This window comes from Ercella succinigenes (assembly GCF_900002895.1).
In genome coordinates this window covers 13,017-29,901 of record NZ_CDHP01000001.1, presented here as the reverse complement: position 1 = coordinate 29,901, position 16,885 = coordinate 13,017, and the positions used below count along the sequence as shown (strand labels likewise).

The following is a 16,885-nucleotide window of genomic DNA, read 5'->3' as shown; positions in this document are numbered from 1 at the left end:
GAAATATTAATGTGAAAACGATAGTCGAAAACGTTTTTCGACTATCGTTTTATAACAAAAATAGACTGAAAGATACAGAATGCAATAAATATTTAAGAATAAATAGAATATGATATTAGTTGTTTTTCATGAATACTCCCTTTTGCAATCAAATTGATGATCTTATTATAATTATAGTAGTTTATAATAATTACGATATATCAGAAAAATATGTTGATAATATATAAATATTAATAAAAATATTGTCCTAATTACTATTGACGTAAAGAAGATGTCAAGTTAAACTTGAAAACAGCTAAAAAAATACAGACAGAAAAGGCAAAACCGGCGAAAGACGGTTACGCAAAACTACAGGGCCTAAAGGTATAGTATTTAGAGTTTTATAGCATTAACTATTTTCTCTTGTACCAATGGCAGCCAGTTGCATTTAAACAGAGTCTATACGGACTCTTTTGCGACGGTACAACTGTGAACCGTCTTTTTTAAACCGTTGTGACACTGCAAAATGGAACGTCTGTATCACTTATCTTATAATATCGCACAATATGTGCAAAACTTTAATTGAAATTTGATTATTTAGGAAAAATATTTTTGAGCTTTGGAAATTATGTGAGGTGGATATATGATAGATGGTTTGTTAAATCAGGTAAATATCATGGAAAAGGGCTTAGACGCAAGTTGGTTAAGAAACGAAGTGATTTCAAACAACATTGCTAATGTTGATACCCCGGATTTTAAAGCTTCACAGGTCAGATTTGAAAATATTTTCGCAAATGCAATGGAAGCTGCATCGAAATCGGATATCGTGGCGAGGACAGATGCCAGGAAGATTAGTGGGCGCAACGACATAGAACGAATTACCACTGCTAAACATATAGATATATACGGCTTGGACATTGATAACTTGAAACCTGAGGTTTCCTCGGCTGATACTGCTATGAGGATGGATGGGAATAATGTTGATCCTGATGCTGAAATGGTTGCTTTGTCAAAGAATAATATCCTCTACAATACGATGACATACGCAATTAACAAAGAACTGGGCAGACTAAAAACAATAGTTAGAGATGGGAAGTGATATAAATGGGTATGTTTGATGCTATTAATATAAGTGCTTCAGGTCTTACTGCACAGAGCTTTCGGATGGATGTTGTTGCTCAGAATATAGCAAATGCAACAACTACAAGAACTGCAGATGGAACTCCTTATCAACGAAGAACAACGGTGCTTGCTGAAGGGCGTTCTATACGCTTTGCCGATGTTTTGGCAGAAAGACGTGGTTTGTCTGCAGCAGGTTCAGGGGTCAGGGTGGTTGCGACACCGGCAGATGAGTCAGATTTCAAAATTCAGTATGATCCGACACATCCTGATGCTAATGAAGAAGGATATGTTGAAATGCCAAATGTTGATATCGTTCGAGAATATGTAGACATGATTTCTGCAACTCGTTCTTATGAAGCAAATCTTACAGTTGTTAATGCCAGCAAAAGTATGGCTGCTAAAGCTTTGGAAATTGGAAAATAATAGTTTGATGTGAAAGTGAGAGATTAATAATGATTGAAAATCTAAGTACCAGCCAATGGCTTGCTCAAGTAAATCCACAAGCTTTTGAGAGGTTAAATACACCGATTGCCGATCTGGGACGTGATGTTCAAAATCAAAACATAAGTTTTGCAGATGTTTTGAATAAGATACAAGAACCGGCAGAGGCTGCTGTAGCTGCTGCTAACCAGGCTGAGCTTTCACTTTTGTCGGGTGAAGCGGAAAGTGTTCATTCTGTTGTTTTGGCAGCAGAAAAGGCAGATGTGACTTTACAGCTGACAATGACTGTAAGAAATAAAGTTCTTGAAGCCTACAATGAAATTATGAGAATGCAGCTCTGATTATTTTGTTTAAGAATAAGTTTTTTGATTTAAGTGAGCATCGTTAGTTAATATATACTTGCTTTCTGACCTGCAAAAATTAATATATAGAAATAAAGAGGCCGATAATTGTGGATAAAACCGCTTTAACTAATTCATTTAAAAACGCCTGGAGTAAGGTGAAAGAATTCTGGCAAAAGTTTTCTGCCAGTCAAAAAAGAATGATAATTGTCGTAGGGACAGTAGTTATCATTCTTTTAGGTTTTCTTGTATGGTATCTGAATCAAACCCAGTATAGCGTGCTTTATAGTAATCTCGAAGCTGAGGAAGCAGGCGAGATTATGTCTCAACTTGAAGAAATGGGTGTTTCTGCCAGGACTCAGGGGAGCAGTACTATTCTTGTGCCTGAATCGCAGGTTGATCGTCTGAGAATGGATTTGGCTGCTGCCGGTTTGCCCGAAAACAGTGCCAATCTGAATATTCTTGAACAGGGATCAGGCTTTGGTATTACCGAAGAGGATAAAGCGGTTTACAGGAGATACCAGCTGCAGCAGGATTTGCAAAATGCAATAAAGACTTTCTCGGCTGTTGCGGATGCAAGAGTTTCTCTTATTATTCCAACTGAAAGTTCTTTCGTAATAGAAGACAGAGTTACTCCTGCTACTGCTGCTGTTTTACTTACTTTGCGACCAGGTGCAGATTTGAGCGAGCAAAATGTACGTGCCATAACAGAGCTTGTTCAGCGGAGTGTTCCCAATCTTAATAAAGAAAATATAACAGTAATTGATAGTCAGATGAATGTTTTAAGTGTCAGTGAAGGTTCAGAAACTTTTAACACAGAGAATCAGCAGAGTCTGCAGCGTGAAGTTAGCGAAAGACTTAAAAAACAGGTTAATGATTTACTTCAACCGGTTTTTGGTGTTGGCAAGGTAATGACAGAGGTTAATGTAGTCCTTAATTTTGACGATGCCCTTGTTGAAAGTGTTCGTTTTGAACCTATGGAAGGTTCTACTAACGGCATTATTGCCAGTATTGATCAGATTAGGGAAGTTGCTAATGATGCTGCTGCCGTAGGAGGAGAAGCAGGAACTGGTGAAAACGGAGCAGATGTTCCCATATATCCGGTTGTAGACACAGGCAATGCTATATACGAACGTAATTCTGAAACTATAAATTATGAAATAAATACGATAAAAGAAACTTTAGGTAAAGCCAAAGGCAGTATTGAGGATCTTAGTGTGTCTGTAATTATTGACAGCAGGGATATGGAACCTGGAGATGATTACACTGAAAGTGTAATTAATTTGGTTTCAGCAGCTGTTGGGGTAGATCCACAATATATAGCGGTAGAGACACTTCCGTTTAACGGAGCAGCTGATGCGCAGGAAGCCTGGGAATCATACAATGAATTAAATGAGCGTATACAGCGCTGGCAAATGATTAGATTCTTCATACTGCTGGCTCTGGCGATAATTGTAATAGTAGTTATCATTCTAATTATTTTGAGGAAAACCAGAAAACAGACACCTGAAGAAGAGGTTGCCGAGATGTTTCCATCACTTGATCCCGAAACTGCACAGATACTTGCTGCCAGCGGGCTGGAAGGGACTGCCGAAGGTGAAGACGGATTATTGCCCAAAGAGAAGAAACATAAGGAAAGAGATGACCTTGAAAAGTACATCGATAATAGTCCCGATCTGGTAGCCAATATTGTCCGCAGCTGGCTGAATTCCGACTGATTTATTCTAGAAGAAAGGAGAGTATCTGTAATTATGGCATCATATGAAACTGGAGAAAGAACCCCACAAGAAAAAGCTGCTATTTTACTTATTGCTTTGGGTAAAGATTATTCTGCTAAAATATTTAAGCAGCTAAGCGAAGATGAAATAGAGCAATTAACGCTTGAGATAGCTAATGTAAGAAGGGTAGATACAGAAACTCAACAGGAGATTATAAATGAATTTCATCAGGCGTATCTAGCCCAGAATTATATAATGGAGGGTGGCATTGAGTATGCCAGAGATATTCTCAACCAGGCCATAGGTCAACAAAGAGCCTATGAACTGATAGGTAAACTTACCTCATCTCTGCAGGTGCGCCCATTTGATTTTGCTCGAAAACTTGACTCAACTCAATTACTGAATATGATACAAAATGAACAGCCTCAGACGATAGCTTTGGTACTTTCCTACCTTGATGCCAGACAAGCTGGTTCTGTTTTGAGTTCTTTGCCTCCTGAAATTCAAAGTGATGTCCTTGCTAAAATAGCTAAGATGGGTAAAACATCCCCTGAACATATAAAAGAAGTCGAGAGAATTTTAGAGAAGAAACTTTCCTCAACCGGAGTATCAGATTATACACGTGTTGGTGGTATACAAACGAGTGTAGATATACTCAATTCTGTCGACCGCGGTACAGAAAAACATATACTTGAGAGCTTAAGTGACCAGAATAGAGAATTAGTTGATGAAATCAAGAGCAGAATGTTTCTGTTTGAAGATATTGTTAACCTTAATCGTGTTTCAATTCAGCGTGTTCTCAAGGATGTTGCTCAGCCTGATCTTGTTCTGGCACTCAAGGGTGTTAAAAGTCATGTTTCTGACTTTATTTTTGAAAACATGTCCAAACGTATGCAGGAAATGATTAGAGATGAGATGTCGGTAACAGGACCTGTTCGTCTAAAGGATGTTGAAGAGGCACAACAAAGGATTGTTACTATTATCAGAAATCTTGAAGAAGCAGGCGAGGTTGTAATAATAAGAGGATCGGAGGACGAGCTGATTGGCTAAGATTCATAAATCACCTAATGTGTTCATGGAATCTGAGCGGCCGGTTACTGTATCTAAACCGGATTTTGGCGAGCTTTTGAAAGAAGAAACAGGATTAAATTCCGATGAAGAAAAAAATCAGGATACTGCCGGTAAATCATTCAAAGATATATTTCAATCTGTTCGTGGCAAAGATGATAGATCCGGTACATTATCTGAAGATATAAAATCAGAAAACACGGCCAATAAATATCTGCAAAATAAAGGAACATCCTATGCAACTGTAAATAAAGATCGTGATATGGCTAATAAGTCAAAAGAGAATATGTCTGTTCAGCAGATTATAAGACGAGCTGAGGATGAAGCTGACAGAATAAAAGCAGAAGCAAGACAGCAGGCAGCTTTGACATTACAGCAAAATAAATTGAAAGTTATGGCAGAGCGTCAGGCTGGTTATCAGGATGGTTTCAGAGAAGGGCAGATTGCTGCCCAGGTTATGTATGAACAGCAATTGACACAGATTCAAAAATCTTTTCATGAGATTGCCAAAGAATTGTCAAAAAAACCAGATGATCTTTTGTCAGGAATGGAAGAACAGATACTCGATCTTTCACTCGAAGTAGCTGGCAAAATAATTGGAGTTGAGCTTTCAAAAAAGAATAAATCTTATCATGCTTTTTTGAGAAAAGCTCTTGATCGCTTAAAGAAACAAGAAAAGGCAACGGTATATCTTAATGATAGGGAATACCAGTTATTTGTTGCTTCACAACCAGATTTGTTTACTGATGAATCTGGCACGATACAATTTGTTGGAGATGAAAAGCTTCCTTCCGGCAGCTGCATCATTGAAACAGCAAGAGGAAGATTTGATGCCAGTGCCCAGCTACAGCTGGAGCGAATAGGCAAGGCGATGAAGGGTTAAGGTAATTTTGATGAACACTATTGACTTGAGCAGATATAGTAAAAAACTCAATGAAATAGACACCGTTGAGGAAAGCGGTTATGTTTGCCAACTGATTGGTTTGACAGTAGAATCGATTGGCCCTTTAGCTAGGATGGGGGATGTTTGTCAAATTTTCACTTTGGAAGAAGATTCATATATAGATGCAGAGGTCGTAGGTTTTAGAGACAATCATATTTTGTTGATGCCATTTGGCAGTTTAACCGGCATAGGGCCTGGTAGCAGGGTTCTGGCAACAGGTAGTTGTTTACAGGTTCCGGTTGGAATGGGACTCAAAGGAAGAATTCTTGACGGCCTAGGTAATCCGATTGATGACCTGGGTAAGCTTGATGTAGAAGAATATTATAGTTCGGATAACCCGCCTCCGAACCCTTTGACAAGACAGCGTATAAAAAATCCATTGCCTCTTGGGGTAAGAGCAATTGATGGACTTCTTACCTGTGGTAGAGGACAACGTATGGGTATTTTTGCTGGTAGTGGTGTAGGTAAAAGTACTTTGTTGGGAATGATGGCAAGAAATAGTGACGTAGATATTAATGTCATAACACTTGTTGGAGAACGTGGTCGTGAAGTCAGAGAATTCATAGAAAAAGATCTGGGTGAAGAAGGGTTGAAGAAATCAATACTCGTCATTGCTACTTCAGATCAACCTGCCATAGTCAGGCAGAAGTCTGCTATGCTTGGAACTGCAATTGCTGAATTTTTCCGAGATCAGGGATTGTCGGTGCTGTTGCTTATGGATTCACTTACGCGCTTTGCTATGGCACAAAGAGAAATAGGAATGGCTATAGGAGAACCTCCTGTATCACGTGGATATACACCATCTGTTTTTAATGTTTTACCAAAACTTTTAGAACGAAGCGGTAATTCCGATAAAGGTTCAATTACTGCATTATATACTGTTTTGGTTGAAGGAGATGACATGAATGAACCGGTAGCAGATACTGTCAGAGGTATACTTGATGGACATATTGTGTTATCTAGAGAATTGGCTCATCGTAATCATTATCCAGCAATAGATGTTTTGGCAAGCATTAGCAGAATTATGCCTGATATCACAGACAGAGAGCATCTTGATTCAGCAGGATTTCTGAAAAACAACTTAAGTATTTATAATGAATCGCAGGATCTTATTAGTATTGGTGCATATAAAAGAGGAACAAATCCTGAAATTGATCAAGCTATTATGATTTATCCCAGTATTATTAGTTTTCTAAAACAAGATATTCATGAGTCTACAGATTTTGAAGATTCGGTTGATCTATTGAATATGATGAAAGGTTCAGGTGAAAAATGAAAAAATTTGAATTTACACTGGAGACTTTATTATCAATTAAAGAGCGTGAAGAAAAAGACAGAAAAGAAGATCTCGCAATAGCTATCCAAAAGCTGTTAGAGGCTCAGGATATATTAGAGGCTTTGCTGGAAGAAGAAGTCAATTTGCGAAATGACTGGCAGAGTAGTCTGCAAAAAGGTTGGGTTTCGCCTGATTACAGACAATATGATCAATATTTCAACAGGCTGCATGATTTGCAGGATGAACAAAAAATATTGATTGCTCAGCTTGAAGAAGAAAAAGATCAGGTTCAATCCAGACTGGTTAGAACTATGAATGAGATAAAGTCATTGCTTAAAATGAAAAAGAAACAGTTTGAAGCATATAGAAAAGAAGTTGCAAAAGAAGAAGAAAAGGCGGTTGATGATATGATCACCTTTCGCCTGAACCCCGTAACAGAACCTGGAGGATAAGCTGTTGGCAAATCAGGACACAAAACAAGTTAAAAGCACATTGCCGCCAGAACTTCAGGCAGCTAGAAAAAAAGCAGATAAACAAGCAAAATCAGAAGCCAGAAGTACTGCAAAACAAAAAGCCAAGGAAGAGAAGGCTGCTAAAAAGGGTAGAGAAGCGGCTACCCCGAAGCAAACCAGTCACGGAGGTGCGGTTTTTGCAGGTTTCCTGTACGGTGTCTTTTTTGTTCTTCTTTTGATAGCAGTAGGAATAGCTTTTTATTACTTTAATGTAGGCAACGTAAGAAGTATAGTGATAGGTGGTTTAAAACTTGATCAAGATTCTTATGTGATTATTGAAAACAGGAGAAATGAATTAAGTAAGCTGGAAGCAGAAATCGAAACGCAACAGCAGCAGATTCAGATTGATCAAACTTCATTGTTGCAGGAAAAAGAAGCTCTTGAGGAATTAAAAGATAATCTTGATGAGAGAGAGAAAGAGCTAGATGTTTACAAGGCTCGTGTCGAAGGTCAAGAAGCAGAATTGGCCGAAATAATAACTCTATATGAATCCATGGATGCCCAGACGGCTGCTAATATTCTGGGGACAATGGAAAATGAAGATGATTTGATAAAGATATTACGCAACCTCAGCGAGGCAAAAGCTTCGCAGATATTAGCTCTTCTTGAACCGGAGCAGGCATCATCTTTGACAAGTAAAATGCTTTCAACCACCGGTTCAAGGTAGTGACAATAAAAGCATATTAAACTTTAAGAGAGCAAAGAAGTAAGAAAGGTAAGAATATGTCATATACTGATAAAATAAATCCCTCTTTATTGCAAAAAGGGTCTTTGGTTGATAATAAAACTGCCAAGTCAGACAGCAGTATGTTCTTTGATGATATTTTAGCTAAGTCTTTATCTTTTGATGTTGCTAAAAAAGATATTAGAAAAGACTCGTATAATGTAGATCAGCAAAGGAATTCAGAATCTATCAGTGATCGTTTTGATAATAAAAATACTAATGATGTAAATGTTGAATTAAATTCATCTGATTCGGAAGGCGCGTTAGAATTAAATGAGCTTGATGAAGAAAACTCTTTTTTCGAAGATGTTTCTGAGTCGGATGAAAATATCATAATGACCCCTTATTTTTCAACTATTTCCTCTCTTCTTTCTACAAATAATTCTACAAATAATTCTACAGATAATTGTTTAGACAATGATATTTCTGAGCAAACAGTTTCTATTGAAGCTAATGGGTTAAATCTTGAAATGCCGGTTATTGATGAAGGCATAGAAGAACAAAAATCTTTTCCTACCAGTGTAGATTTACCCGGTTTTTCAGATATAACAACAGACCATGAAGATGTTAATAATAATACGAAAGCAAACAATTTTTCCAATAATTTGATTGTCCCTGAAGATATAGCTCATAATTCTGATCTTAATCCTAATGTGTTAGATTCACATAGCGCTAATACTGTAAATGATTTTATACCAACAGATACAGAGCCAGAAGCCGCTAATTTATTTTCAGATCAAATTCCTGATATAAACATACAAACAAATTCAAGCAATACAGATGTAAATCGAATAAAAAATGCAGAAATAAGATTAAGAAGTCTGCGATATCAAAATAATGATAGCGATAATAAAGATGCAGTTAGCAATATAGAGACTGATTTGTCTTCTGATCAGCAGACAACATCGATTGATGCGGATGTAAACATTGAAAATAGTTTTGAATATCAGAATCAACCTGAATCTGAGAATGAGTTTCTAAGAAAAGAAATCTTTGATCAACAGATAGTTCAGTCAGCGGAGAACAAAGTTCAAGAATATGGTGAATTAGAACTTGAAATACAAAAGCAAAATTTCTCTGAAAATTCGATAATAGGCGATTCTGATAATTTGCATGGTCAAATCATAAATAATATTGATATTCAAAGATTAGGAACAACTCAGCAGCTTACGATGAGTCTGCGTCCAGACGAGTTTGGCAAGCTTGAAATACGTTTGATCAAAAGCAGCGATGGACTCATAGCACAGCTTATCAGTGATACTGCTATGACAAGAGAGCTTTTAGCACAGCAAGCAAATGATTTGCAGCAGGCTTTGCGAGATAAAGGGTTTGATATTGTTCAAACCGAGATTCTTTCTGATTTTTCAGACCAGACCAGCCAGCAAGGAGAAAATGCGCAATCTTTTGAAAAACAGGATAACAATTTCATAAAATTTAATCATAGAAATGGTTCATTAAGTCAGTCAGGAATTAATTCGATAGATGACAAACGTATCATACAAACCAATCGATTGAAACAGGATCAAAACGGTTCTGTAGATTATTTTGCCTGAAAAGGAGGTAATAAATATGCCGATAGATGCAGCAATTCAGTCAGGAGCAGCAATTCAGCAATATTCAAGTAATAGTACCAGAGAGGTTAAAGACACTCTGGGTAAAGATGATTTCCTTAAGCTTCTGGTAGCACAGCTTCAGAACCAGGATCCTTTAAGTCCGATGGAAGACAAAGAATTTATTGCTCAGCTTGCTCAATTCAGTACTCTTGAGCAAATGCAGGCCTTAAACAACAGTTTTACATTTGGTCAGGCATATAATCTCATGGGCAAAAATGTCTATTCTGTTGTTAACGATGACAGCGGCAATCCTGTTGAAATATATGGTGTTGTTACGGGAGTTTTATCTTCTGGAGGGGCAGCATATTTGGAAATTGACGGTAAGCACTATATTCCTTTTAACAATGATATTGTTGTTTATGAGGCAGATATAGACGTACCGGTAGTTCCACCGGATTCAGACACTGAAGCATCCGCAGGTTCAAATGAGACAGATAATGAGTCTGGAAACTCTGCTGTAGAGGATACAGAAAATATTACAGCGAATAATACTAGCGCAGAATTTTCGGCGGATAATAATACAACTGCTCCGGCAGATAATATAAATGAACAAACTACTGTAAATAGCAGTAATCAGACAACAGTTACTGGACAAAATTCAGAAATAATAAGCTTAGGCGATCCCACAACTCAGGTTATGGATTATTAAGGAGGAAATAAATTATGTTACGCTCACTATATTCCGGTGTTTCCGGATTAAAAAATCATCAGACAAAAATGGATGTTATCGGTAATAATATTGCTAATGTAAATACTGTCGGCTTTAAATCAAGCCGTGTTACTTTTCAGGATATTTACAGTCAGACTATAAACCCTGCAACTGCTCCCGGTGCAAATACAGGAGGTGTTAATCCTCAGCAGGTTGGTCTTGGTATGACGGTTGGTTCTATAGATACTATGTTTACAAGGTCAGCAACTGAATATACCGGTTCGGCACTTGATTTGAGCATTGAGGGAGATGGCTTCTTTATCGTTTCAGATGGTGCGTCGGATTATTTTACCAGAGCTGGTAATTTTACTACAGATGCAGCAAATAATCTAATAAACTCAAATGGACTTATTGTACAGGGCTGGATGGGAGATACGCTGCCGGCTGATTATGATGATATGACATCACTTGAAAATATTGTTATACCTGACGATTACTATGACATCAGTATTAGCAAGACCGGTGAGATTGTGGGTATTAACCGTACTACACAAGAAAGAGAAGTTGTTGGACGTATTGCTCTGGCTAATTTTAATAACCAGAACGGATTAACAAAAATGGGTAATAATCTTTATGATGTCAGTCAGAACTCCGGGTTGCCGATTGTAAATGCTCCTGGGATAGAAGGAACATCATATTTAAATCCTGCTTCTCTTGAAATGTCTAATGTTGATCTTGCTAAAGAATTTACAGATATGATTATCACTCAGCGTGGATTCCAGGCTAATTCCCGAGTTATAACAACTTCTGACAGTCTGCTGGAAGAACTTGTAAATCTCAAGAGATAATCTGATAAAGTGAACAGTCAAGAATATACCATTTTCGACGATAAGGTATAGACAACGGACTTACTATTCTACTAAATAAACCGTAAAGAAAGCTGGAGCGTACTATGATCGAATTGACAAGACTTAATAATAAAGCCTTTTATCTTAATAGTGATTTGATTGAAACAGTAGAGGAAACTCCTGATACAGTCATAACGCTGGTTAATGGTAAAAAGCTTGTTGTTACAGATACAACGAGCGAGATATTAAATAAGATAGTTTCGTTCAGGTATCATTGCTTTCATGACGGTAGAATACAGGTTAAAACAGGAAAAGAGGAAATGGTATGAATTTATCTTCAATAGTTGGAATGCTGGCAGGAATTATCTTAATTGTCGGTGGTATTATGATAGGCGGTGATCTTGGTGGATACGTCGATCCAGCAGGAATCATGATTGTTATCGGTGGTGTAATAAGTGCCACTATGGTTTCATATTCTTTTGAACAGCTGGGAGAATCACTGCCAAAATTTAAGGATGCATTTGTTAAACCGCAAATAGATCTTAATGCTGATTCTGAAAAAATTATAGAACTTGCAAATACAGCAAGGAGAGAAGGTCTGCTGGCATTAGACGGTGAAGCTTTTGGAGATCCGTTTTTACAGAAGGGTATGGAACTTGTCATTGACGGTACAGATCCTGAACTGGTAAAAGATATTTTGGAGGCAGAGACCGTTCTTAGAGAGGAAGAAGATCAGCAGGCTATAAAAATTCTGCTTAGTGCATCTGCTTTTTCACCAGCTTTTGGTATGGTTGGTACATTGATTGGTCTAATTAATATGCTTGCTTTTTTATCAGATGTAGATGCACTTGGCCCAAGTATGGCAACTGCACTTGTAACGACCTTTTATGGTGTAATTATGGCTAATCTGTTTTTTACTCCCATGGCAAATAAACTTAGAACTGCTTCTGCTTTGAGGCAAAACAGACTAGCTCTGATGATGGAAGGAATTCTTTCAATACAAAATGGTGAGAATCCTAGAATTATTAAAGAAAAGCTAGATGCTTTTATACCAGAAAAAGCGAATAATAAGAAACAATCACTAAGTCAGGAAGGAGCAGTATCAATAGATGAAAAAGAAACGATCACAGGATGAACAGGGTGGTGGCGCCAACTGGATGGATACCTATGGCGATCTCGTAACACTTTTGTTATGTTTTTTTGTCCTGTTGTTTTCCTTTTCTACAATAGATGCTGCTAAATGGGAGCAGCTGGTAAAATCATTTTCCGGGGCTTCCGGTGTAATGGATAATTTTGTTCCTGCAGGACCGGAAGAGCCAAGTGGAGTGACTGATCCGATTGATGCGATGCCTACTACAACTAGACCGACGCAGGAGACAACTGAACCTACTTTAGATCCTACACCAACTCCGGCACCAACAGCTACACCAGCACCCACGGCAATTCCAACTCCTGTACCCACAACACCTCCTACAGAAGCGCCTCCGACACCTGCTCCAACGCCTGTACCTGCTTATATAACGCAGATGACAGAGTTGTCTGATCAGATTGCAGCTGTAATGGCAAATTCCAGTATAGGTCCTGCCGTAGCAATTGAACGTGGAGAGTCAAGTATTAGGATAAGATTAATTGCATCTGTCATTTTTGAGCCTGGCAGTGATCAGCTAAGACCTGATGCTATGGGATTATTGCAGCAGGTATCAGCTGTAATTCAGCCTTATGCCCCAATTGTTACTTCTATGCATACTGAAGGACACACTGATTCTGTAACTCCGGTAGAAGGAGATATGACCAGTAAATGGGATTTAGCAGGCCGAAGATCCACAAGAGTTCTTGAGGTTTTACTTGCAAACAGTGGAGTAAGTCCCAGCTTGTCATATACGCAAGGCTATGGTGATCAAAGACCAGTGGCTACAAATGATACAGAAGAGGGACGCGATCAAAATAACAGAGTAGATATTCTGCTTAGTAGCAGACCTAATTAAATATATTAATTGCAAATATAATTACTTTGCATAAAAACATAAATGCAGGGTATTGGAAGAAAAAATAAATGAAGACAGGGGAGTAACGCTTTGTTAAAGAAAATTATCATCATTGTTTTGGTCGTAGCTTTGATTGCCGGTGGAGTTGCCTATTACCTTTTGAATAAGGATAAAGTTGTTGATAAGACTTTCAACTATGATCCTGGAGAATACTTCGTTACTGATATCCAAAACAGTACAAGTCTTCTTAAGACGGATGTCATTTTGTATATGTATAATTCTGATAATAAAGATATTCTAATAGAAAATAACCATCGTATTCGTAACACCATCATTTTCATTTTGCGTGGCAAAAATGAAGCAGAACTTAAAGATGGCAAAACGAGTAAAGATTTGAGAAAAGAAATTATTGCCGCACTGAATAAAGAATTTTCTTCAGAATTCCAGACTGATGAATTTCTGGAAATATATTTTAATGAATTTGTTATTCAATAATTATTGGCTTAAATAAATGAACAAGGAAGTGAAAAGCGTTGTCTGAAGTATTGTCACAAAGCGAAATAGATCAACTTCTGAATGCCTTAAGTACAGGCGCAGCTGATACCGGAATTAATGAAGAGGAACCGCAGCTGTCAGTCAGACAGTATGATTTTCGCACAGCAAATAAGATTCCCAGGGATCAGATCAGAACCTTGCGAACAATACATGATAATCTTGCAAGATTACTTGCTACGCATCTGACGGGAAATCTGGGTGCTTATTGTGATATTAAAGTTGTTTCGGTTGAAGAGCAGACCTATGCGGAGTTTGCTAATTCTGTTAGTGCCTCCAGTCTACTGGCTATATTCAAAATGACACCCCTGCAAGGTTCGATTCTTTTAGAAATGTCTCCTAGTGTTGCTTATTCTATTCTTGAGAGTCTTTTAGGTGGACATGAAACTCCAACTGAAAACCGTCGTCAGTTTACAGAAATAGATCTTGTCATACTGGAAAAAGTAGTAAGACAGTTTATGCCTTTATTTAATGAAGCCTGGAATAAAGTTGTAAAAATAAAGGCGTCACTGGAAACTATTGAAACGAGCATGCAGTTTGCCCAGATTGTATCACCAAATGATACGATAGCTATTGTGACTATGAGTGTTATGTTGGGAGACAATGAAGATTTAATTAATATCTGCATTCCTCAGATGGCAATAGAACCTATAGCGAAAGATTTAAATGTCAGAGTTTTTACAAGCCTCTCACCGGATGCGATGAAGCATGAATCATATCAGGATACAATCATGCATCAGCTAAGACATACTCTGATTCCATTGAAGGCTGTTTTGTCAGATACGGCAATAACAGTAGGTGATCTTATTAATCTGCAGATTGGCGATGTTATTCAATTGGAAAATAAGGTTGGAGATCCAATTAAAATTGAAATCGGACATATACCGAGGCTGTACGGAATCCTGGGCACAAGGAATAATCGTTATGCTGTCAGGGTAGATGAAATAATAAAAGAGGAGGAATCAGAAGATGAGTGAACTGATGTCCCAGGAAGAGATTAATGCAATGCTTAATGGAGCTGCTCAGTCTACAGGAGATGGTTCTGAGGAAATTACAACAGATACAGCCGCAGATGTTGTAGGTGAAGAAATGGTGGAACAATCTGATTATCAAGCCGAAACTTCGGAACAGGTTGAAGAAGCCGAGCCAGATTTATCTCAGGCTAATCATTCTATTGATCCTGCTGATTTGCCTGAATGCCTCAGTGAGATGGAAGCAGATGCACTTGGTGAAATCGGTAATATTTGTATGGGAGCTGCAGCTACAGCTTTATACACTATTTTGGGTCGCAAGGTATCAATTACTACACCACAGGTGGAATGTACAACTCCGGATATTTTGGCGAGTGAATATGATATTCCTTTTGTCATTGTAGATGTGCAATATACAGAAGGTGTGGTTGGCAATAACCTTCTTATACTTCGAATTGATGATGTTAAGAAAATTACCGATATAATGATGGGTGGAGACGGTACTAATATTGATGATAGTGATTTAAGTGAGCTTCATTTAAGTGCTATCAGCGAAGCTATGAATCAAATGATGGGTGGCATGTCTACATCAATGGCTGATATGCTCAATCGTATCGTAAATATTTCACCACCGCAAACACTTGTGATTGAATTGTCTGGTCAGGAAATAAAGACTCTTATAAATAGCGAGTCTGATGCACTTGTAAAAATAGGTTTCAAAATGGAGATCGAGGGTATAATAGACAGTGGAATTATGCAGCTTATGCCAATGAGTTTTGCAAGTGAGCTTGTTGGAACTGTTCTTGGCTCTTTTTCCGATGAAAATGATACTGAAGAATTGGCTGAAACAATACCTGAAGCGATAGCTGAAAGACAGGAGGGTCAGCAATCTGAGATTGCAAGCAGCGCCTCTACTGATGTGCCTGCCGCTTCACAGCCTCCTGTCGAAAATTATTATCAAACTGAGCCAAAGACAGGAACAAATCCTGATAATTCAAATGTTCAAATGCCGCCACATGCTCCACCTGAGCAACAACAAAATTATAATCAGCCACAAGCACAACCTGGCACTAATCAAGCTTATCCAGGCTACCCAGGCTATCCGCCGGCTCCAGGTGGGGATAATAGCAATGCCCATATGCCTTATCCACCATATCCCCAGTATGGTTATCCGCCATATCAGGGTCAGCCTAATATGCAATATCCAGGCTGGCCTCAGATGCAATCCCAGCAAGCACCTTACCACACTCCGGGGAAAGATTTATCTTCTCGAACCCCTGAGCAGCATGTAGATGTAAGACCTGTTCAATTAAATGATTTCGATAATAATGAGTCAGGTATACCACAAGAAGATGGCATTGAGATGATTATGGATGTTCCGCTTCAGATTACAGTTGAGCTGGGACAAAGTAAAAAAACTATTAAGGATATTCTTGATATAAGTGTGGGCTCTGTAATTACTCTTGATAAGGTTGCGGGTGAACCGGTAGATATTGTTATAAATGGCAAAATGATTGCTAAAGGTGAAGTAATAGTTATTGATGATAACTATGGTGTGAGAATTACAGAGATTATTTCGCCATCTAACCGTTTGCGGAATATACGTTGATGAGTTCGGTTATAGTTATGCAGAGTATATATTTTGTTTCAAGTGAAATAACATTCAAAAGCATGTCCTCGTCAAATTTATGGCTGGATATGCTCGGTATGATTGCTATAACCGTTCTTATATTAGTATTAACTTATTTTACGACACGCTGGATTGGCCGCAGATCTCAGGCTAACCAGTCAAGTCGTAATATTAAGGTCAAAGAGAGAGTTCAACTGGGAAAAGATAAATATCTTGCAATAATAGAAATTGCCGGTAAATCTTTATTGATAGGAGTGACAAATCAATCTGTTCAGCTTATTTCTGAAATTGATTCGGATATGCTTAATTATCCAGAAGCAACTGAACAGCCGTCCTTTGGCAAAATTTATCAAATTATTAAGGAAAAAGGAATAAAAGGATTATCTGACCCTTTGTCCTATCAACAAAATAAAGCAACTGAAGAAAAGAAACAACCAAACGGCAAAACTTATTCTGAAAATATTGACAATGAGAAAACAAGGACAGGTGATGATAAATGACGCAAAAGAGGAA

19 protein-coding genes and 1 riboswitch are annotated in these 16,885 nt (G+C 38.0%); all 19 genes read left to right on the top strand.

The genetic code is table 11. From position 1 onward, the window contains the following. Window positions 1–307: 307 nt before the first annotated feature. Window positions 308–429, top strand: a riboswitch (cyclic di-GMP riboswitch). 193 nt (window positions 430–622) lie between these two features. The 19 genes from flgB to fliO all read left to right on the top strand — a co-directional run bounded on the left by flgB (window position 623) and on the right by fliO (window position 16,872). Next, window positions 623–1,078: a flagellar basal body rod protein FlgB gene (gene flgB, locus AC0KSB_RS00180; protein ID WP_472305640.1), complete on the top strand. Its 456-nt coding sequence runs from the start codon at window positions 623–625 to the stop codon at window positions 1,076–1,078. A gap of 5 nt (window positions 1,079–1,083) precedes the next feature. Beyond that, on the top strand, window positions 1,084–1,524 hold the full coding sequence (gene flgC / locus AC0KSB_RS00175; RefSeq protein WP_472305639.1) for a flagellar basal body rod protein FlgC: 441 nt from the start codon (window positions 1,084–1,086) through the stop codon (window positions 1,522–1,524). Between the two features lie 29 nt (window positions 1,525–1,553). Further along, complete coding sequence (fliE, locus tag AC0KSB_RS00170) at window positions 1,554–1,883, top strand: flagellar hook-basal body complex protein FliE (RefSeq protein ID WP_472305638.1); 330 nt, start codon at window positions 1,554–1,556, stop codon at window positions 1,881–1,883. Window positions 1,884–1,993: 110 nt separating this feature from the next. After that, entirely contained in the window at window positions 1,994–3,601 is a 1,608-nt protein-coding gene (gene fliF, locus AC0KSB_RS00165) for a flagellar basal-body MS-ring/collar protein FliF (RefSeq protein ID WP_472305637.1), read from the top strand. A gap of 33 nt (window positions 3,602–3,634) precedes the next feature. Beyond that, on the top strand, window positions 3,635–4,651 hold the full coding sequence (gene fliG, locus AC0KSB_RS00160; RefSeq protein ID WP_472305636.1) for a flagellar motor switch protein FliG: 1,017 nt from the start codon (window positions 3,635–3,637) through the stop codon (window positions 4,649–4,651). Next, complete coding sequence (locus tag AC0KSB_RS00155) at window positions 4,644–5,552, top strand: FliH/SctL family protein (RefSeq protein WP_472305635.1); 909 nt, start codon at window positions 4,644–4,646, stop codon at window positions 5,550–5,552. The genes fliG and AC0KSB_RS00155 overlap by 8 nt, the downstream gene beginning before the upstream one ends. 10 nt (window positions 5,553–5,562) lie before the next feature. Further along, the gene (gene fliI / locus AC0KSB_RS00150; RefSeq protein WP_472305634.1) at window positions 5,563–6,888 is read left to right on the top strand and encodes a flagellar protein export ATPase FliI; all 1,326 of its coding nucleotides are present in this window, start codon (window positions 5,563–5,565) and stop codon (window positions 6,886–6,888) included. Beyond that, window positions 6,885–7,340 (top strand): flagellar export protein FliJ, encoded by a 456-nt coding sequence (fliJ, locus tag AC0KSB_RS00145; protein ID WP_472305633.1) that lies wholly within the window; start codon window positions 6,885–6,887, stop codon window positions 7,338–7,340. The genes fliI and fliJ overlap by 4 nt, the downstream gene beginning before the upstream one ends. Window positions 7,341–7,344: 4 nt before the next feature. After that, window positions 7,345–8,067 carry a MotE family protein gene (locus AC0KSB_RS00140; RefSeq protein WP_472305632.1) on the top strand — a complete coding sequence of 241 codons (723 nt, stop codon included), beginning with the start codon at window positions 7,345–7,347 and terminating at the stop codon, window positions 8,065–8,067. Window positions 8,068–8,123: 56 nt separating this feature from the next. Further along, a complete protein-coding gene (locus AC0KSB_RS00135; RefSeq protein ID WP_472305631.1) occupies window positions 8,124–9,677 on the top strand; it encodes a flagellar hook-length control protein FliK in 1,554 nt (517 codons plus the stop codon). Between the two features lie 16 nt (window positions 9,678–9,693). Then, entirely contained in the window at window positions 9,694–10,386 is a 693-nt protein-coding gene (locus AC0KSB_RS00130; protein WP_472305630.1) for a flagellar hook capping FlgD N-terminal domain-containing protein, read from the top strand. A 14-nt stretch (window positions 10,387–10,400) separates the two neighbouring features. Next, window positions 10,401–11,234 (top strand): flagellar hook-basal body complex protein, encoded by an 834-nt coding sequence (locus tag AC0KSB_RS00125; RefSeq protein WP_472305629.1) that lies wholly within the window; start codon window positions 10,401–10,403, stop codon window positions 11,232–11,234. A 104-nt stretch (window positions 11,235–11,338) separates the two neighbouring features. Beyond that, window positions 11,339–11,563: a flagellar FlbD family protein gene (locus AC0KSB_RS00120; RefSeq protein ID WP_472305628.1), complete on the top strand. Its 225-nt coding sequence runs from the start codon at window positions 11,339–11,341 to the stop codon at window positions 11,561–11,563. Then, window positions 11,560–12,369: a motility protein A gene (locus AC0KSB_RS00115; RefSeq protein ID WP_472305627.1), complete on the top strand. Its 810-nt coding sequence runs from the start codon at window positions 11,560–11,562 to the stop codon at window positions 12,367–12,369. The genes AC0KSB_RS00120 and AC0KSB_RS00115 overlap by 4 nt, the downstream gene beginning before the upstream one ends. Then, on the top strand, window positions 12,344–13,219 hold the full coding sequence (locus AC0KSB_RS00110; RefSeq protein ID WP_472305626.1) for a flagellar motor protein MotB: 876 nt from the start codon (window positions 12,344–12,346) through the stop codon (window positions 13,217–13,219). Before AC0KSB_RS00115 ends, AC0KSB_RS00110 begins: the two co-directional genes overlap by 26 nt. Before the next feature lie 90 nt (window positions 13,220–13,309). Beyond that, window positions 13,310–13,714 (top strand): flagellar basal body-associated FliL family protein, encoded by a 405-nt coding sequence (locus AC0KSB_RS00105; RefSeq protein ID WP_472305625.1) that lies wholly within the window; start codon window positions 13,310–13,312, stop codon window positions 13,712–13,714. Window positions 13,715–13,752: 38 nt separating this feature from the next. Beyond that, a complete protein-coding gene (gene fliM, locus AC0KSB_RS00100) occupies window positions 13,753–14,748 on the top strand; it encodes a flagellar motor switch protein FliM (protein ID WP_472305624.1) in 996 nt (331 codons plus the stop codon). Next, window positions 14,741–16,351, top strand: a complete 1,611-nt coding sequence (fliY, locus tag AC0KSB_RS00095; RefSeq protein ID WP_472305623.1) for a flagellar motor switch phosphatase FliY — start codon at window positions 14,741–14,743, stop codon at window positions 16,349–16,351. Before fliM ends, fliY begins: the two co-directional genes overlap by 8 nt. Further along, entirely contained in the window at window positions 16,351–16,872 is a 522-nt protein-coding gene (fliO, locus tag AC0KSB_RS00090; RefSeq protein WP_472305622.1) for a flagellar biosynthetic protein FliO, read from the top strand. The genes fliY and fliO overlap by 1 nt, the downstream gene beginning before the upstream one ends. Window positions 16,873–16,885 lie beyond the last annotated feature (13 nt).